The 19,531-nt window shown below is 36.2% G+C and carries 15 protein-coding genes; 13 read left to right on the top strand and 2 right to left on the bottom strand.

The window, feature by feature from the left end; translation table 11 throughout:
- Position 1: 1 nt before the first annotated feature.
- From ACPWSR_RS02935 to ACPWSR_RS02920, 4 genes are all read left to right on the top strand, one after another.
- Positions 2 to 1,267 carry a sugar ABC transporter substrate-binding protein gene (locus ACPWSR_RS02935; protein ID WP_426350207.1) on the top strand — a complete coding sequence of 422 codons (1,266 nt, stop codon included), beginning with the start codon at positions 2 to 4 and terminating at the stop codon, positions 1,265 to 1,267.
- A gap of 168 nt (positions 1,268 to 1,435) precedes the next feature.
- Positions 1,436 to 2,305: a Gfo/Idh/MocA family protein gene (locus ACPWSR_RS02930; RefSeq protein ID WP_426350206.1), complete on the top strand. Its 870-nt coding sequence runs from the start codon at positions 1,436 to 1,438 to the stop codon at positions 2,303 to 2,305.
- Between the two features lie 2 nt (positions 2,306 to 2,307).
- On the top strand, positions 2,308 to 4,173 hold the full coding sequence (locus tag ACPWSR_RS02925) for a family 20 glycosylhydrolase (protein WP_426350205.1): 1,866 nt from the start codon (positions 2,308 to 2,310) through the stop codon (positions 4,171 to 4,173).
- Complete coding sequence (locus ACPWSR_RS02920; protein ID WP_426350204.1) at positions 4,160 to 4,318, top strand: hypothetical protein; 159 nt, start codon at positions 4,160 to 4,162, stop codon at positions 4,316 to 4,318. Before ACPWSR_RS02925 ends, ACPWSR_RS02920 begins: the two co-directional genes overlap by 14 nt.
- A 346-nt stretch (positions 4,319 to 4,664) precedes the next feature.
- Here the strand turns inward: ACPWSR_RS02920 and ACPWSR_RS02915 are convergent, their stop codons facing one another.
- Positions 4,665 to 5,822 carry an AI-2E family transporter gene (locus ACPWSR_RS02915; protein ID WP_426350203.1) on the bottom strand — a complete coding sequence of 386 codons (1,158 nt, stop codon included), beginning with the start codon at positions 5,820 to 5,822 and terminating at the stop codon, positions 4,665 to 4,667.
- Positions 5,823 to 6,148: 326 nt separating this feature from the next.
- On the opposite strand from ACPWSR_RS02915, the gene ACPWSR_RS02910 reads away from it, so the two are divergent.
- The 8 genes from ACPWSR_RS02910 to ACPWSR_RS02875 all read left to right on the top strand — a co-directional run bounded on the left by ACPWSR_RS02910 (position 6,149) and on the right by ACPWSR_RS02875 (position 16,788).
- On the top strand, positions 6,149 to 6,904 hold the full coding sequence (locus tag ACPWSR_RS02910) for a MurR/RpiR family transcriptional regulator (RefSeq protein WP_426350202.1): 756 nt from the start codon (positions 6,149 to 6,151) through the stop codon (positions 6,902 to 6,904).
- A gap of 394 nt (positions 6,905 to 7,298) precedes the next feature.
- On the top strand, positions 7,299 to 8,897 hold the full coding sequence (locus ACPWSR_RS02905; protein WP_426350201.1) for a PTS transporter subunit EIIC: 1,599 nt from the start codon (positions 7,299 to 7,301) through the stop codon (positions 8,895 to 8,897).
- 42 nt (positions 8,898 to 8,939) lie between these two features.
- Positions 8,940 to 10,262 carry a 6-phospho-alpha-glucosidase gene (locus ACPWSR_RS02900; protein WP_426350200.1) on the top strand — a complete coding sequence of 441 codons (1,323 nt, stop codon included), beginning with the start codon at positions 8,940 to 8,942 and terminating at the stop codon, positions 10,260 to 10,262.
- 138 nt (positions 10,263 to 10,400) lie between these two features.
- Entirely contained in the window at positions 10,401 to 11,573 is a 1,173-nt protein-coding gene (locus tag ACPWSR_RS02895) for an NAD(P)-dependent malic enzyme (protein ID WP_426350199.1), read from the top strand.
- Between the two features lie 291 nt (positions 11,574 to 11,864).
- Positions 11,865 to 12,956, top strand: a complete 1,092-nt coding sequence (locus tag ACPWSR_RS02890; RefSeq protein ID WP_426350198.1) for a dipeptide epimerase — start codon at positions 11,865 to 11,867, stop codon at positions 12,954 to 12,956.
- 86 nt (positions 12,957 to 13,042) lie between these two features.
- A complete protein-coding gene (locus tag ACPWSR_RS02885; protein WP_426350197.1) occupies positions 13,043 to 14,383 on the top strand; it encodes a TRAP transporter large permease subunit in 1,341 nt (446 codons plus the stop codon).
- 331 nt (positions 14,384 to 14,714) lie between these two features.
- A complete protein-coding gene (locus tag ACPWSR_RS02880; RefSeq protein WP_426350196.1) occupies positions 14,715 to 15,104 on the top strand; it encodes a hypothetical protein in 390 nt (129 codons plus the stop codon).
- A 202-nt stretch (positions 15,105 to 15,306) separates the two neighbouring features.
- Entirely contained in the window at positions 15,307 to 16,788 is a 1,482-nt protein-coding gene (locus ACPWSR_RS02875; protein ID WP_426350195.1) for a hypothetical protein, read from the top strand.
- 95 nt (positions 16,789 to 16,883) lie between these two features.
- Here the strand turns inward: ACPWSR_RS02875 and ACPWSR_RS02870 are convergent, their stop codons facing one another.
- Positions 16,884 to 17,681, bottom strand: a complete 798-nt coding sequence (locus ACPWSR_RS02870; protein ID WP_426350194.1) for a LacI family DNA-binding transcriptional regulator — start codon at positions 17,679 to 17,681, stop codon at positions 16,884 to 16,886.
- A 101-nt stretch (positions 17,682 to 17,782) separates the two neighbouring features.
- Here ACPWSR_RS02870 and ACPWSR_RS02865 point away from each other — a divergent pair, with 101 nt between their 5' ends.
- The gene (locus ACPWSR_RS02865; protein WP_426350193.1) at positions 17,783 to 19,510 is read left to right on the top strand and encodes a glycoside hydrolase family 13 protein; all 1,728 of its coding nucleotides are present in this window, start codon (positions 17,783 to 17,785) and stop codon (positions 19,508 to 19,510) included.
- Positions 19,511 to 19,531: the final 21 nt, after the last annotated feature.

Raw genomic sequence — 19,531 nt, 5'->3', positions numbered from 1 at the left:
TATGTTCAAAAAGTTAAAGTGGAGATCTCTTCTTCTTTTAGCATTATCATTAGTAATGCTTACTGGCTGTGGAGGTGGAAAGAGCAGCAATGATGATAAGGAAGGTAGTGGAAGCGCCGATGATGCCTTTAAATTAACGGTATGGGTTCATCCTTATGTAGCTGCGGAAGCTAAGGATGCTCAAAGCAAGGTTTTTGAAGATATGGCAGTAGAATTCAAAGAAACATATCCTAAGGCTGAAGTAGTTTTTGAAGAAATTCCATGGGCTAATAGAGAAGAAAAGATGTTAACAGCCCTTTCAACTAATGATGGTCCTGACGTATTTTATTTAATTCCTGACATGATGACTCAATTTGCAGATAAAGGTGTTTTAGCACCTCTTGATGAGCACTTAGGTGATGATTTTGATTATAGTGATTTTACTGAAACCTCTATAGAAGCGGTTACCTATAATGATCATATTTATGGCTTACCTATGTTGAGAGAAGTTCAAACAATGTTCTATAATACTACTATCCTTGAGGAAATAGGTGGAGATCCTGAAAACCTACCTACTACTTGGGCAGAATTTAATGAATTAGCTGATAAGGCTGTGGAAAAAGGTTATTATGCTAGAACCTTTGAAGGTGGTAACACCTTAAATGCAACCTTATATCCATATATCTGGCAGGCTGGTGGAGATATAATTGGTGAGGATGAAGAGATTCTTATAAATAGTGATGAGTCCGTAAAGGGTTGGGAAGAAATAATGAGACAGTATGAAGCTGGCTATTTCCCAGAGGATTCAATAACTGCTGCAGATCAGGCACCTTTATTTGTAGAAGGAAAGTCTTTAGCTACCTTCAGTTCTGCTTATATACTTAATCTTCTTAAGGATGCAGGGGTAGAAAACTATGTTATAGGTGAACCACTGGAGGGTGTTACCTTTGGAACCACAGGAATGTTTGTTGTATCTGCAAAATCAAAGAATGTTGATAAGGCATCAGAATTTGTAGCTACTATGACTAATGCTGAGAATCAGAGAGCCTTCAATAGTCTTACTAATTATATTCCTTCAAGGGAATCAGCTATAGATATATACGATGGAAATCCTGATATGAAACAGTTAGCTGAATTTGTTGGTATGGCTAAGGGCGGAGTTATTCATCCAGCCGCCAGAGTATTTATGGCAAATGTACAAGCTAAGGTTCAGGCTATGATGGAAGGAAGTCTTACTCCTAAAGCTGCTGCTGACGAAGCTGCAGACATGATAAAGAATGAAATGTAACTAATATAAGGTGCTTAAGGAGCTGATCCTTAGGCACCTATATTTTTTTGTGACCTTCATTGTAGATAATGTTTTTATAGATAAATATAGTATTATTGTAGCTCGTTAGTAATAGTGGATATAGTGGGGATTTTATAAAGTTATTTTTACTAATAAGGAGGTATTAGTATGTATAGGATAGGAATTATAGGAAGTGATAGCAGTCATGCCGATGCTTTTTCAGCCTTAATAAATGAGCCAGAAAAGGAAACAGGAAGATTACTTTTTCCTGACTGTGCTGTGGTGGGGATATTTGGTGAAGATAAGAAAAGAACTATGTCAATCGCAGATAAATATTCCATACCTTTTGTAGCAGAGAACCCAGAAGAGCTTATAGATAAGGTAGATGCTGTGATGGTGGTTTTAAGACATGGAGACCTCCATAAGGATTATGCCATGCCTTTTATAAAGAGAGGGATTCCTACATGGATAGATAAGCCCTTTACTCTAAAGGAAGAGGATGCTTTAGAGTTAATAGAGGCTGCCAAGGAAGGAAAAACTCTACTTACAGGAGGATCAACTTGTAGACATGCTCCAGAGATAAAGAAAGCTCGGGAGGAGAGAATTAATGGAAGTAAAATAGGAAATGTTAAAAATGGATTTCTTTCTTTTATAACTGATTTTAATAGTCCTTATGGTGGAGCAGCTTTTTATGGTGCTCATCTCTTGGAGATGGCTTTAGAGATATTTGGAGATGAGGTATTGAAGATTTCTGCTGTGAGAAGTAAAGGAGCCATGACCGTAGTGCTTACCTATGATAGCTATGAGGCAACCTTGAGCTTTCAAGAAGACATAGCAGGCTGCCCACTGCTTCTAGCTGGAGATAAAGGGTTATATTATGATCAGGTGAATATGTCAGAGGTATATAAGCATGGGGTAGAAAGCTTTATTACCATGCTAAGAACTGGAGTAGCTCCTATGCCTCCAGAAAGACTAGCTATTAGTGTGAAGATTTTTAATGAAATACTTAAGGAAGCTGGGTTAATGAAGGAGGAGTAAGAATGTTTTTGATTCCTAAGCCAAAGGATATCCAATATAAAGAGGAAAGATTTAACCTTGGAGATAAGCTGGAAATAACATTAGGTAGAGGTTGCTCCCTTGATAGTCTAGAGGGTGCTAGGCTATTAAAGGAGGAGCTTTGGAAAGCCTTGAGGGTTAGTGGACATATCAATAGAAGCTTTAGTGATCAGGTAGATAATAATATATTATTATTAATAGAAGAAGGAAGAAAAGAAAGCTATAGCTTAAGAATAGAGGAGAAGGGAATAAGAATTTCAGGGGGAGATGAAGCAGGATTATTTTACGGCATACAAACTCTCAGACAGATAATCAAGCAATCAGATATATTTCTCCAGGGCTTAGTAATATATGATGAGCCATATTTTAAAAATAGAGGCTTTTATCATGATATCACAAGAGGTAAGGTGCCAGAAATGGAAACACTTAAGGAGCTGGTAGATAGATTAGCCTTCTATAAAATCAATCACTTAGAGCTGTATATTGAGCACACCTTTGCTTTTAAAGGCTTCAGTGAAGCTTGGAGGGGAAAGGACCCTTTAACCTCAGAAGATATAATAGAGCTAGATGCCTACTGTAAAAAAAGAAATATAGAGCTTGTGCCTTCCCTTTCGATGTTTGGACATCTTTATGAGCTTTTATCCACCAGAGGATATGAACATCTATCTGAGCTAGATGTTGACCATTTTAGACCTTTTTCCTGGATAGACAGGATGAATCACCATACCTTAGATGTATCTAATGAAGATAGCTTAGCTTTAATAGATAATATGCTTAAAGAGTTTATACCTTTATTTACCTCAAATAAGTTTAATATTTGCTGTGACGAAACCTTTGATCTAGGCAAGGGGAAGAATAAGGCACTTTTAGAGAGTATTGGCAGTGGAAGGATGTATACTGATTTTTTAAAGAAGATAATCTCAATGGTGGAGAGCTATGGTAAGGAGGTTTTATTCTGGGGAGATATAATCTTAAAGTATCCTGAGTATTTAAATGAGCTACCGAAAGGTGTTACATGCCTTAACTGGAATTATAGTGGTGATGCAACGGAGGAAGGAACTAGAATAATAGCCAGCTATGACATGAAACAGTATTTGTGTCCAGGAGTAGGGGGATGGAATAAGCTTATTAATGATTTCGACTCTTCATTCAACAATATTAATAAGATGATTAATTACGGAAAAAAGTATAAAGCTGAAGGAATTCTTAACACTGATTGGGGAGATTATGGACATATAAATCCTCTAGGTGGATCTATTCCTGGCATGATATATGGTGCTTCCTTGGCCTGGAATCCACAGGAGGATGAAAATTTTGATTTTATAGATAGTGCTATATCATTAATAGAATACGGCGATTCAAGGATGGAGATAGTGGGAATCTTAAGAGAGCTTTCTAGGGAGCATATTTTTGATTGGACGCATTTTAATATATGGAGAGAAAGAGAGCTTCATGATAAGGAGTGGGTAGCTCCTTGGTTAGAGAAAATTAAGGATATGCAGGTGGAGGACATAATTAAAGGTTACTACAATTCTCTGGAGATATCTTCAAGGTTAAGGAGTAAATTTAAGGATATTGATTCTTCGAAAAACACAGATTTAGAAGAGTTTATTGTGGCTTCTGTGGGAATTGCACTCTTGAATGCTTCATGCCTTTCCATCAGGAGATTTTCATTAGGCTTTGGTGATTCTCCTTTAATTATGGATAATATAACTTTAGGAAAAGAGCTGGAGCTATGGATGGAGGACTATTCAAGAATATGGAGAAAAAGAAATAAGGAAAGCGAGCTATTTAGGCTAAAGAAGTGTATATATAGTTTTACCGATTACTTGAGAGATGTTTCAAAATAACATATGTAAGAGCAGAAAGAGCAGAGAAGAGAGAATAGAGAATAGAGAAGAGAGAAAAGATAAGAGTAAGAGCAGAGAAGAGAGAATAGAGAATAGAGAAGAGAGAAGAGAGAAGAGCAAGAGCAGAGGGAAGAAACAAGAGTAAGAGAGAAAAAGTGAGATTATTAGCTGGGGGCTAATAGGGAGATTATTGGGCTGGGAGCCAATAGGGAGATTATTAGCTGAGGGCTAATAGGTAAGAGCAAAAGATAAGAGCAAAAGATAAGAGCAAAAGATAAGAGCAAGAGCAGAGAAGAGAGAATAGAGAATAGAGAAGAGAGAAAAGATAAGAGTAAGAGCAGAGAAAAGATGAGCTAAGAGTTGAAAAGATAGGGACAAAGAGAAGAGCCAATAACTAAGTGATGTACTTGAGTTAGTGGCTCTTTTTTTTGTTTAATTATATTGTGGAGGGATATGCTTGTCTATTTGGGGAAATCTGTTGATTATGTTAGTTAATCCTCTAGAGGGCTAATTCCTTTTTTGTTTAATTTATGATTAACTATTTGTTTGCTTATGGAATATATAACAGAACAGACAGGAACACTGAGGAGCATACCTAGAACTCCGAAGGTGCTTCCTCCGATGGTTACAGCTATTAAAACCCACATACTTGGTAGGCCTACAGATTTTCCTACAACCTTAGGATAGATTATGTCGCCCTCAAGCTGCTGTAATATAATAATAAATAATATAAACCATAAGGCTTTTAAGGGATCTTCCATGACGATGAGGAGGGCTCCTACTGCAGTTCCTATGAATGCTCCAAATACAGGTATCAGTGCTGTAAAGCCAACAAGTACAGAAATCATAGGTGCATAGGGGATTCCTAAGATTAACATGCCGATAAAGCATAATACACCAATGATTACTGATTCCATGAGCTGTCCTGTTACAAAGTTTGTAAAGATTTTATTAGTAAGGTCGGAGGTTTCAACCATCTTGGCTACTTTGTCTGCAGGAAGAAAAGCAAGCAATAGCTTCTTTATATTACTGCCTAATTTTTCTTTTTGAGACAGTACATATAAGGCGAAAACCACACCAAGGATAACATTAAAGATAGCAGAGAAAATAGAAGTAGTTAAATCTACAGTCTTGTTGAAGAAGCTTTCGCCTCTTTCTGAAAGGTAGTCACTGGCCATGGTTCCAAGCTCACTTATGCTTAATTCCGACTGAGGTATGAAGGTTTCAGCTTCTTCTAAAGATGTATTAAGCTCGTCCCACCATGCTTCTAAGTTGGACATGTATTGAGGAAGAGTATCTACAATAGTAGACACTGTTCTTTGAATTTCTGGAACTACTATGAATAGAAGAATAAAAATAACGCCAAAGATAATTAGAATACTCGTTAGCAGACAGATAGGACGTTTAATCTTTGTTAAAATTCTTGTTTTTCCTTTACGACTTAACTTGTCCCATATTTCTTCTATTGGCCTAAGTAATACATTGATAACAAAGGCAAAGCAGAGTCCGATTAAAAAAGGTGATATCACTGATATAACACCTTTAAAAATTCTATTCACTATATAGAAATGATTCAGCATCCAATAAAGAAATATAGAAAAACATATAATAAAAAGTATCCTTTTTATATTGTGTTTATCTAGCTCCAATTGAAAATCACCTCTTCCTTTCAGAATATATAATGGTCTACAGATTTCTTAAGTGGGAAAACTGATAAAGATAAATAGAAAAAGGTACTGACTATCAAATTAGAAAATAGATATTTGTGTCTCATTATATGTAATGATATTTTTAGTGTCAAGAAAACTAAGTGTGAATTTACTTTATATGGAATTTTATCGTTGAAATAGACAGGGAAGAGGATGTCAGTTGCTATAACCTATGGCCAAAATATGCTATAATTGAAATTAATTATACAAATATTTATTAAATTCCGTAATAGTAAGAAGCTTATTTGAAAAAAGTGAGGTTAAATATGGAGAAGCTAATTAATATGATAAGTAATCTAACACCCAGCGAGGAAAAGGTCTTTGAATACATCTATAATAATAGAGCTAAGATTATAAATATGAAAATAACTGATTTGGCAAGGGACTCCTATAGCTCAAAAACAGTAATTATAAATATGTGTCAAAAGTTGGGCTTTGAAGGCTTCTCGGATTTTAAATATTATTTAAAGACACAAAATAAGAGTGAGGTTGAGGCTAAGGCTCCAAAGGCTTCTATAGCAACCTTAGAAGAGAATATAGAGAAAACCTTTAAGTTAGTGGATGATAAGAGCTATGATAGAATTGCCAGGGAAATTGTAGATTCAGGAATGGTTTATATATTCGCAAGAGGGACAAGCAAAGCTGCAGCATATCATTTGAATCATCTTCTCCTTACCATTGGGATTAAGTGCATTTTCGTTAAGGATTATAATCTTTTGACCCTTGTAAGTAATACTTTAAAGTCTAATGAGATAATAGTGCTGATTTCTCTTTCTGGGATGACGGAAAAGATTCTGGAGGCAGCCAATATTGCAAAGGTTAAAGGGGCTAAGAGAATTGCTATAACCTCCTTTGAAAATAATGAGCTGAGCAGAGTTAGTGATTATGCTCTTTATTGCTCCTCTGAGGATACTAAAACTAAATATAATGATAGTAGCTCTAGGATTGGTATGTTTATTATTATTGAGCTATTGGTGGCTAATATTAAGAGGCTGATGGAGAGAATAGAGAATAGAGAATAGAGAAGAGAGAAAAGAGAAAAGATAAGAGATTAGGTAAGAGGTAAGAAGTAAGAGCTAAGAGATAAAAGAGCAGAGAAGAGAGAAGAGAGAAGAGAGAAAAGATTAGGTAAGAGGTAAAAACTAAGAGCTAAGAGATAAAAGAGCAGAGAAGAGATAAAGTAAGAGAAATGAATAGGTTGAGGCAGATTAGGAGCCCTGGGGATACGAGATGTATGACCTGGGGCTTTTGTGTTGATTGCTGTTTTTAGGACTTAGGTCATATTCCGGGACTTGTGACTTTATTAAGGAAAAGAGTATCGCTGTAATCGATTGAATTGTGAGGTATATACGACTATACTTGTTTTAAAGAAATATGGACTTTATATTAATTATATTTTTTTTAGGGGGAGTGTAAATGTTTAAGGGAAAGAAAAAGAGAAGTGGACGGTTTGATAGCTTCAATCAAAATATTCAGAGATTTGGTAGAACCTTGCTGCTGCCTATAGCTGTAATGGCTCCTGTGGGAATGATAGCAGGTATCACTGGTGCTCTGGTACAAGCTTACATGATTGAAAAGTTTCCTTTCTTGGGAAATGAGGTTGTTAATACTATTTTTACAAGCTTGAGAAGTATTGCTTTAACAGTATTTGATAATATTCCTTTACTTTTTGCCATGGGAGTTTCTTATGGTATGTCAAAGAAGGACAAGGGGATATCGGTATTTGCATCGGTTCTTGGTTACTTAGTTTTAATTAGCTCCATGAATATTTGGCTTAAGGTTACTGGAAATTTAGCACCAGCAGATGCGTTGTCACAAAATGGTCAGGTTATGGTTTTAGGGATACAGACAATGAATATCAGTGCTTTAGGAGGAATTATTGCAGGGTTAGTGGCTTCTTGGGCTACAGATAAATTCTATAATTTAGAGCTTCCTATTTCTCTGGCCTTCTTCTCTGGTAAGAAGTCCGTTTCAATAATAACCATGGGAATAATGATTCTTATAGGTATTACCCTACCCTTTGTTTGGAGCGTTTTCGTTTCTGCATTTACTAATTTATCAGTTATACTACTGAGCTGGGCAGGACCTTTCTTTACTGCTGCAGGGGAGAGATTATTTATTCCTTTTGGACTTCACCACATTTGGAATGCTTTATTTAGGTATACAGAAGCTGGTGGTACTTATGTGATGAATGGGGAAACCTTTGTGGGAGTTGTACCTGCACTTAATGAGCTTCTCTTCAACCTAGGACCTGGTAGTCCAGAATGGTCTCAGCTTTCATCACTTACAAGATTCATGGCTCAGCAGCAGATGCTCTGTACTATATTTGCTTTTCCAGCTATAGCCCTAGCCATGTATAAGACAGCATATAAGGAGAATAAGCCTATAACTAAATCACTCCTCCTTACCTGCGTACTTACGGCATTTTTAGGTAATGTTACAGAACCTTTGGAGTTTACCTTCGTCTTTGTAGCGCCGCTTCTGTATATAGTTTATGCAATTATCATTGGTATAGGAGCCGTGGCATTATCTTTAGCACAGGTAGGTATAGGTTATATAAGAGGTACAATATTTGATTTTGCAATATTTGGTCTGCTGTACGAGGGAACAAATTGGGTTAGCTTCTTATTAATAGGTTCAGTTCTTGCGGTAGTAACTTACTTTATATTCAAGTGGGCAATATTAAGATTTAATTTAAGAACACCAGGAAGAGAAGAAGAGCCTTCTATGGATAATGTCCTAGTAAGAGAAAAGAGATATGATGAGATAGCTGCTATAGTTGTAGAAGCATTAGGTGGTAAAAGCAATATTAAGAATGTAGACAACTGTATAACAAGATTGAGGATAGATTTAGAGGAGGTTAATGTAATAGATAGCGATCTTCTGAAGAAGTCTGGCTGTAGTGGTATATTCATTCCAGCACCAAAGCATATTCATATAGTATTTGGACCTATGGTAGAGTTCGTTAGAAATGCTGTGGATGATCATTTAGAAAAGATTGGTAAGTTGTCTTAGAATAGGTTTTAAATAATTTACTTAACAAAGGAGAGCTGAAAAATGAGAGAAAGTAATAAAATCACCATCGTCGGAGCAGGAAGTGCTAGAACGCCGGCTCTTGTGGGAAGTATGATTAAGCTTAAGGATAGATTTCCTTTAAAAAAGGTTATATTTTATGATATAGATGATGAAAGAACCTCGAAGATGGAAAGTTATATAAGGCTTGTGCTTAAGAACTATATGGCTGATACGGAGGTAATCTTTACAACGGATCCTGATGAGGCATATGAGGATACGGATTTTGTGCTCTGTCAGATGAGAGTAGGAAAAAATGAGATGAGAAGCTATGATGAAAAAATTCCACTAATTCATGGATTGGTGGGGCAGGAGACCTGTGGTCCAGGAGGCTTTTCCTATGGTATGAGATCCTTAGGAGCTATGATAGAAATGGTTAATCAGGTTAGGAAGCATTCTAAGGATACCTGGATATTAAATTACACAAATCCTGCAGCTATAGTAGCCGTTGGATTAGATAAGGTCTTCCCTGAGGATAAACGAATAGTGAATCTTTGTGACCAGCCTTATTCTATGATGAGATCCTTTGCTAAGATTCTAGGTGTAGAGCAGAAGGATTTGAGAGCTGATTACTTTGGACTAAATCATTTTGGATGGTTTACAAAGATTGAGGATTATAATGGAAGGAATTACTTCCATGACCTCATGGATTACTTTAAGAACCATGATTTTAAGCCATATAATGCAGAGCAGAGATCTCAGTCCTGGCTCAATACCTATTTAAGAGTTAATAAATATCTTAAATATTTTGATGAATATATTCCTAATACCTATCTCCAATACTACTTCTTCCCCGAGGAGATTGTAGCAGAAAGTGACCCAAATTATACTAGGGCTGATGAAGCTAAGGATAGCAGAGAAAAAGAGGTTTGGGAAATGTGTGCCAAGGCAGAGGGAGCTACATCCCTGGAGGGGATAGAGGTGGTGACCAATAGCGTTTTCGGAGATTTGATGATAGAGCTAGCAGAGTCTATAGCTTATGACCTTCATAAGGAGTTTATACTCCTTACTAAAAATACCGGGATAATTCCTAACTTTAACAGCGAAGCTATCATTGAGGTAGCTGGTACCTTTGGGAAAAATGGTGCTGAGCCCTTCCAGTATGGTGACATTAAGCCCTTCTACAAGGGACTTATGGAAGCTCAATATGCTTATGAGCTCTTAACAGTGGAGGCTTATCTAGAGCAGGATTATACAAAAGCTCTACAGGCTCTCACCTTAAACAGAACTATAGTAAATCCTGAAAAGGCACAGGCGGTTTTGAAGGATTTGATTGAAGCTAATAGGGATTACTGGACATTAAACTAAGCCTATAAAGCATAGCCTATCTCTAAGATTGAGATAGGCTTCTTTACAGTTGATGCTTAAATAAGGTAATATTGACAATATAAGTATTGTTCTGCGAAGCAATGAGAAAAGTATCGTATACAAAGAGGAGGAAGGAAAATGGATATATATGAAAGAAGTCTAGAGCTTCATGAGAATTTAAAGGGGAAGCTTTCTATTAATTCAAAGATTAGTCTTGATAGTAGAGAAAATTTAAGTCTTGCCTATACTCCGGGGGTAGCTGAGCCCTGTAGAAGAATAAAGGAGAATATAACAGAGGCATATAGATACACGGGTAAAGGGAATTTAGTAGCTGTAGTGACTGATGGCACTGCTGTCCTTGGACTTGGAGATATAGGAGCCTTGGCTGGTCTTCCTGTAATGGAAGGGAAGGCGCTTTTATTTAAGGAGTTTGCTGGAGTGGATGCTTTTCCTATATGCATAGATAGTAAGGACACTGAGGAGATTATTAGAACTGTAAAGCTGATTTCCCCTGGGTTCGGAGGGATAAATCTTGAGGATATTTCAGCTCCAAGATGCTTTGAAATAGAAAAAAGGCTGAAGGAAGAGCTGGATATACCTGTTTTTCATGATGATCAGCATGGAACTGCAGTAGTTGCAGCAGCAGGGCTTATTAATAGCCTTAAAATAGTAAAAAAGGAGCTTTCAGCTATAGAGGTAGTTATTAATGGCTCTGGTGCCGCTGGAATCGCCATAGCAAATATGCTCATAGCTTTAGGTGTAGGAGACGTAATTCTTTGTGACAGAGCTGGAATTATCACAGAGGAGGATGCTAATAATACTCATAAGAAGGAGATAGCTTCTAGGAGCAATAAGGGTAAAAAGAGTGGTACCCTTGAGGAAGCTTTAACCGGTGCTGATGTATTCATTGGAGTATCTGCTCCAGGTGTATTATCAAAGGAAATGATAAAGAAGATGAATAAGGATTCTATAATATTTGCTCTTGCAAACCCTGTACCTGAAATTATGCCTGAAGAAGCTTTAGAGGCTGGAGCTAGAATCTATGCCTCAGGAAGATCTGATTTTCAAAATCAAATAAACAATGTATTAGCTTTTCCCGGGATCTTTAGAGGAGCCCTGGATGTTAGAGCCAGTGAAATAAATGAAGAGATGAAGATTGCTGCTGCAAAAGCAATAGCAGCAATGATTGAGGATAAGGACTTAAGAGAGGACTATATAATCCCAAGCTCCTTAGATAAAAGTATTGCTCAAGAGGTTAGCAAGGCTGTGGCCAGGGCTGCCGAGGAGACAGGAGTAGCAAGAGAGGTTTAGAATCTTAAACTTATAATTTAAAGCTTAGATTAAGTATATATAGCTTGGCTATATATCACTATAAAGTGTTAAAATTTATTGTTAAATATTTGTTAATTATTCATTAAATGGTTATATTTCCTATAGATGATAATATATAATAATAGAATAGAACTGTGAGATTTTGTTTGTTTAATTATAACAAATTAAATGTTGATACAGCCCAATAGGTGACTTGTTCATTTATTGGGCTTTATTTTAAATGTCTTTGTATGAGACAGAAAATTATAAAAAAGAAAGGGAGGACAAGCTATGAGGATAACAGATATTAGGTTAGGTGAAATTTCAGTGCCCTTAAGGACGCCTTTTAAGACAGCCTTAAGAACTGTAGACAGCGTGGAAGACATAATTGTTGAGATTCATACAGATACAGGTAACATAGGCTATGGGGAGGCTCCACCTACAGGGGTAATTACCGGTGATACAAAGGGAGCTATTGTAGGAGCTATTAGAGAGCATGTAAGAAAGTCCTTAGTGGGAAAGGATATTGAGAACTTTGAAGAATTGATGCTTACCCTTGATAAGTCTTTGATTAAAAATTCCAGTGCCAAAGCAGCAGTGGATATTGCTCTTTATGATTTATATGGACAGCTCTATGGAGCGCCTTTGTACAAGCTTCTCGGTGGATACAAGAAGGAGATAATCACTGATATAACCATCAGTGTGAATGATCCTGAGGAGATGGCTAGAGACAGTATATCAGCTATTGAAAGAGGTTTTAATACCTTGAAAATTAAGGTGGGTAAGGATGCTAATGAGGATATTAGAAGAATGAAGGCTATAAGGGATGCTGTAGGCTATGAGGTCAAGCTTAGAATCGATGCTAACCAGGGATGGAAGCCTAAGGAAGCAGTAAAGGCACTAAGTAAAATGGAGGAGGAAGGCTTAGATATAGAATTTGTAGAGCAGCCAGTAGCAGCTCATGATATTGATGGCCTAAAGTTTGTTACGGATAATATATCGATACCAGTTCTTGCGGATGAAAGTGTATTTTCTCCTAAGGATGCCTTAGAAATATTGCAGAAAAGAGCCGCTGATTTGATTAATATTAAGCTCATGAAGACCGGTGGACTTCACAATGCTCTTAAGATATGCTCCATGGCAGAAATTTATGGAGTAGAGTGTATGATAGGCTGTATGCTTGAGGCTAAGGTGAGTGTCAATGCAGCAGTGCATCTGGCAGCGGCTAAGAGCATTATTACTAAGATAGATTTAGATGGTCCTGTACTATGCAAGGAGGATCCGGTAAGGGGTGGCGCTATCTTTAATGAATATAAAATCACCTTAAATGATGATCCAGGTCTTGGTATTCACGGGATAGATGGGATTAAATATTTGGACTAGCTTCTATAAATAGCAGTTGAAGAGAAAATGGTTAAAAATTGCTAAAGCAATTATAAATATTTTTTATATTAAAGAGGAGGCATGTTATGGAATTACAATTAGGAAGTTGGGCAATTATCTCAGGTCCATCATTGTGGGCATTATTACCTTTATTAGTTTATCTTATTATGGTATTTAGAAACAAATCAAACCTTGCAGGCTTAGCTGCAGGTATAGTAGTGGCAGCATTGCTTTTAGGACAAAATCTTCAGGCTCTGGCTGGAATGTTTGCCACTGCTCTGGGCTCCTTCTTAGGAACTATTGGACTTATTATTATGTTTGGAAGCGGTCTTGGCTATCTTATGAATAGGGCTAAAATCACCCATACCCTTGTATATTGGATAGTGAAGAAAATAGGGGTTAACAATGAAAGAAAAGGCATGCTGGCTGTTATTGCTTCTTCAATAATAATCTGTGGGCTTTTAGGTACACTAGCTGGAGGAAACGCAGTTATAGCACCAGTTTTAATCCCTGTGGTGGCTGCTGTTGGTCTTACACCTACTGCTGTAGTATCCCTCCTCAGAGTTGCAGGAGAGGTTGGACTTATCGTAGGACCTCTAACTGGGGTTACTCTGGCAACAATGGAGGTAACTGGTCTCTCCTATGGTAGACTTATGCTCTGGGCAGTTATACCCTTCAGCATAGTATGGCTATTAGCTACCCTTTATGGTGTATCAAAATATCAAAAGAAGTATAAGGGAGTAGAGACCTACGAAATAACTGATGATATGGTAAATATAAATGAAATAGTGATTAGTAAAAAAGAAAAGATAACCACTATATTATTTATAATCACCTTCCTTCTTTTAGTTGTTTATGGAATAATTTCTAAACAGGGAACCTCTTATGCTATAATCGTAATGCTTATTTTAGCGTTAGTTATAACCTTTAGCAGCAGAATGGAAATTGATTCTGCCCTTGATACCTTTACCGAAGGTGCTTCTAAAATGACTGGCATGTTCCTAGTATTCATTTTATTTGAAGTAATGTTTATGATGATAAACCTAGGTGGAGGCTTTGAGGCTTTAGGAGATCTTCTCTCTGGATTAGTATCTGGTGGTGGTAAGGCTATAGTAGTTATTGTTGCTTCACTGGTAGGAGGCTTTGGAATAGAGGCTGCTGCTGTAGCAGAGATAACTATTGTACACAATATGTTTATAGATCTAGTGAATCAGGTTAATCTCCCTATAGAGATATGGGCGACAGCAATACTTGCAGCTACCAGAATTACTGGCTCAGTTTACCCAACTGCTAACCTTGCTGGTCAAATGGGTATAGCACGAAGCTCCAACATGAAGGCGGTCCTTAAGATATGCTGGATTGGTGCAGCAGCTCTCTGGGCTTGGGTTATAATATGGTCCTTTGTAGGCCCATTACTTGCAGGATAAAGGAATAAAAATAGAATAGGATAATAAATATTCCCTTCTTATAGAAATCACAATACACTGATGATTACTATAGGGAGGGTTTTATTTATTTCTATAATATGCTCAGGACAAATATCAATTGATTATATCAGATGCTTTGCAAAACTAACTTCAGTTTAGGATTATAAACGGAAGTTAGTTTTTTAATTTACAAATAAAAATGGAAGTTAGCATAGCTATTTCATAAAATATACATTTGTTACATAATATATAAAATATGTTTATATTTATGAAAACTTAATATACAATTATAATTGTATATTATTTATCAAAGATTGATAGGAGGCTAGAGATGTTTGACTTAAATTTAAAAGATGAAGAGGTTGTAATGAGAATTACTGCTAGAAAGATAGTAACTACAAAGGAAGCAGTAGCTAACTTTGTTGGAAATATCCTTACTAGAGCTGGTGGGGATGTTGCAGATAAGATTAATCTTATTCTTACTAGGGATTCTATTTATTTGGAATATAAGGGGCATGCAGCCATAGGCTATGGAGAGGAAACAAGAGATATTGATTGTATTCCCTTACATGAAATAAAGGATTTCTCTGTGGAAGCAAAGGAAGAGGAGGAGTTAATTACTATAACTACTAATACCAAAGAGTTTTTCTTCATTAGAAATAACTCCAACGAAAATTCTTTAGCTCAGGCTATGGCAAGGGTAATAAAAGATATAAAATAGTTTAGATAATAAGGAGAGTAAGTATTTTAAAGAAATATTTATATATAATAGAATATATTGACATTAGTAGAAATATTATGATAGTATCTACTTAAGAAAACCATTTCATAATCAATAATATTATGGAATGTATTTTTTTACAAAAGTGCTTAAACGTTTAAGCAAGAAAATAATAAGACATTAATAGAAGGGGTTTGATAATATGAAGAAGCTTTTTGTATCTGTTTTTTCTCTTGTTTTAACAATGCTATTGGTGGTAGGCTGTGGTGCATCAAAGAATACTCATAAGGTGACCTTTTATGATTCTGATGGAAAAACTGTGATAAAGACCATTGATGTTGAAGAGGGAAAGAAGGCAGAGTTCTTTGTTCCTGAAAAAGATGGACATTCCTTTGTTAATTGGTTTGGTACTCCTAGTCTTGAACATAAATTTGATATTAACAAGGAAATCACTGAGGATACCTCTGTTTTTGCTGGCTTTGTTCAATATACTGAGGATACAAGAGAATTTGCTATTGTTGGAAGTGGTAAAAGTCCTGTTTTAATATCCTCCAACTGGGGTAAGGAAATAAAGGATGAACACAAAATGACAAAGGAAGAGGATGCTGAGGCTAATATTTATACTCTAACCCTTGACTTAGTTGAAGGAGACGAATTCCAGTTTGCTATAAATACCCAATGGAATAATCAGAGAGGCTTTGGATATCTAGAAACTATAGAGGCTGATGGAAAAGAATATTTTGAGAACTCAGGAAGCCTTGGGGATACAAGCTCTAAGCGTTCTAATATAAAGGTTGCTGTTTCTGGTAACTATACCTTTACCTTAACTACCTATCCATCTGCTGATGTTTATGAAGAGGATAATGCAAACTATACTGAGGAAAACAAAGAAGCATTTAATACTAATCCTTTTGATACTATTACCTGGAAATATAATGGTGAAGGCTCAGGAGAAGCTGCTGCTGAAACCACCTACTATATAAAGGGTGCAGAGATAACTGGATGGGCTGACAAGTACACAGAAAAGACTGCTTTTGTCAATGAAGGTGGAAAGCATACCCTTGTAATTCCTTTAAAGAAGGGTGATGAATTTATGTTCACTTCCCTTGTAACTGTAGGAGATAGCTCCTCTGCAGGTACTGAGTATATCCGTCACAGCAATATAAAGGCAGAGGATAGTAAGAGCTTAGGCTTTGTAGAAGGAACTGACAGCAAAAATTTAATTGCCAAGGAAAATGGAACCTATACCTTTACGTATGATCCAGAAACCACAGTTTTAACCGTTGACTGCGACACCTCAAAGTTCATAGAAGAGCATGACTATTATTTAAAGGGCTCCTTTGGTGGAACTAACTGGGAAACAGAGCTTAAGGAAGAATATCAGCTTAAGGAAACAGAAAAGGGCTCTGGAATTTATGTTTTAGATTCTGTTACCTTAGAAGCTGGCGATGAGCTTGGAGTTCAATCTATGATATTAAATGCAGCTAAGGATGGCCTTGCTGTAGATAAGGCTAGGGTGTCATTTATGGATTATAGCTATCTAGCAGCAGTAGGAGAGGGCAATAGCAATGGAGATTTTGAAGGAAAGAATGGAGACTCTGGTAATATAGTTGCATCTAAGGGAGGAAGCTACAAGGTAACCTTTAATGCTTATACCAGTGAAATAATATTTGAAGGAAAATAGAAGCTAATCAGCCATTCTATTATAAGCTATTGAAAAAAAGTAAATAAAATAGGGCTGTACCATAATTCCAATGGAACAGCCCTAAGGTTTACTTTTCATATTATTATGTCGTGATCGCTGACGGGAGCTCTATTTCTTACTAGGTCTATGCACTCCAGTAGCTTGCTTAGTTTTTCTTCGGTGATTTTCGGATAGTAATAGATATGGTTAGTATCCTTTAATAATTGCTGGAGAGTAGCATCACAAATTAATAATTTTTTGTCTTGAAGGGATTTAATATCCTTAAAATCATTTACATAAATAATCTTATTAAAGGTATTTTTTAATATCATTTTAAGCTGTAAATTATCTGTTTCTATACAAGCAAAGGTAAAGTCTTCACCTCCAAAAAAATCCTTAGCTTTTTCATTGATTTCATTATAATTAGAGTTAAGCTGGAAGAATAAAGGGTCATTTATTACACAGTCTACTGCCAGCAGGGGAATAAAGTTTCTATCTCCTATGATGTGGAAGTATTCCTTGGAGATATCATAGCAGATGATGGCAGCAGCACTATCAAATCTCTCAGTATTATCATGTGAGAGATAGATTAAGTTATAATCTTTTTTTATAAGCACAGAAGTTAAGGTATTAATAAAATACAGCTGTTCAGATCTCTTTAGAGGAGAAGCCTCTGGTGAGATATAGAGAGCTATATTATTACTTTTACTGGTTACCAGCGCCTTAGCAGATTGGTTAGGAGTATAATCTAGAAGATTAATTATCTGTAAAACCTTTTTTTTGGTTTCCTCGCTGATACGCTGTTCCTTACGATTGTTGAGAACGTAGGAAACGGTGGCAACGGATACCCCTGCTTCCCGTGCTATATCTTTTATTGTTATTTTATTATTCATGTTTTAACTATATATTAGTTTTACTTATATTGTCAATTATTATGCTAGTAAAGGCATTTGTGCTAGAGTAAACCTTTAGAAATGCAGAAGGAGTATTATCTATGAACGAAGGAGCAATTTTACATATACCAAATTCACAGTTCTGCTTTCCCATAGGGGAAAAGGAAATTGTGCTTAGGATAAGAGTTTCCAATGAGGATAATTTTAAGAATCTCTGGGTTGTCCATGGCTATAAATACGATTATTCCTTTAAGCGGGAAGAAGCTAAGATGGATATAAAGTACAGAGATAGGCTTTATAGCTATTATGAAATTAAATTGAAGGTAGCAGATGTAAGATTTGCTTACATCTTTAAAATAGAAGAAGAGGGGAGAATTCTTTACTACAGTGAAGATGGCATTAGCGAAAGCTATGATTTTAAGCAAAGCTTTTACAACTTTTTTCAGCTGCCCTACATAAATAAAGCAGATTTATTTGAAACGGTAGACTGGATGAGAAATGCAGTATTTTATCAGATTTTTATTGATAGGTTTAAAAGAGGAGACTGGGAGAAGGATGGCTCCTACATTAATATGCAGTGGGGAGAGATACCAAATCCCAAAAGCTTTGCGGGAGGAGATCTTAAAGGTATAGGGGAAAAGCTAGATTATCTGAAATCCTTAGGGATTACAGCTATATATTTAACACCTTTATTTGAGTCAGTTTCTAATCATAAATACGATACTATTGATTACAAGAAGGTAGATAGTCAATTTGGTAGTAATGAAGTGTTAAAAGAATTGATAGAAGAAATCCATAATAGAGGTATGAAGATAGTTCTAGACGCAGTTTTTAATCATTGTAGTATGTATATGAAGGAATTTCAGGATGTACTGGAAAAGGGGAAGGCTTCAAAATACTTTAACTGGTTTCTTATAGATGGAGATAAGCCTGACATAGATGAGATGAACTATCAGTGCTTTGCCTCATGCAATTACATGCCAAAGCTAAATACCTCTAATCCTGAGGTTCAAAAGTTTCTTTTAAATATAACCTCCTACTGGACAACAGAATTCCAAATTGATGGTTGGAGATTAGATGTTTCCGATGAGGTATCCCATGACTTTTGGCGGGCCTTCAGAAAAGAGGTTAAGAGGATAAATAAAAGCTGTGTAATCATAGGAGAGAACTGGCATGATGCTTACCCTTATCTCATGGGAGATCAGTATGATAGTATAATGAACTATTCCTTTACCAAGGCAGCACTTGATTTTTTTGCTAAGGAAGCTTTGAATAGTAAGGAAATGGCGGAAAGATTAAATTCTCTCCTCATGAGGAATAAGGAACAGGTCAATAGGATGATGCTGAATCTATTAGATTCTCATGATACTCATAGGTTTTTTACTGAGGTGAAAAAGGACAAGGATAAGGTCCTTGCTGCACTAGCAATAGAGATGGTATATCTAGGAGCACCCTGTATTTATTATGGTACTGAAATAGCCTTAGAGGGAGGTTATGATCCTGATAGCAGAAGATGCTTTAACTGGGATGAAGAACAATGGGATAAGGAATTTATGGAGAGAATTAGGGAGCTGACTTCCTTAAGAGCTCTTAAGGAGGTTGGCTTTGGAGATATAAGTATTTATGAGGAGAATAATTTATTGTGCTTAAAACGCAGCCATGAAGGTAAGACACTTCTTTTATTAATTAATAATACAGATGAGGCTGTAGAGCTTAATGCTATCTCTTCTTTCAAGAAAAGAAGCAGTGTAGAGCTTCTAGCAAAGAATAATATCCAAGGCTTTAAGATAGGCTCTAAAGGCTATGTGGCTATAAGATTAGAAGACTAAATATAATTAATTCATTAGGAG

This window comes from Alloiococcus sp. CFN-8, from assembly GCF_049943125.1.
In the GTDB taxonomy this organism is placed as follows: domain Bacteria; phylum Bacillota; class Clostridia; order Clostridiales; family Clostridiaceae; genus JAEXZL01.
The sequence above is the reverse complement of the archived record's forward strand: the minus strand, read 5'-3'. Positions and strand labels throughout refer to the sequence as shown.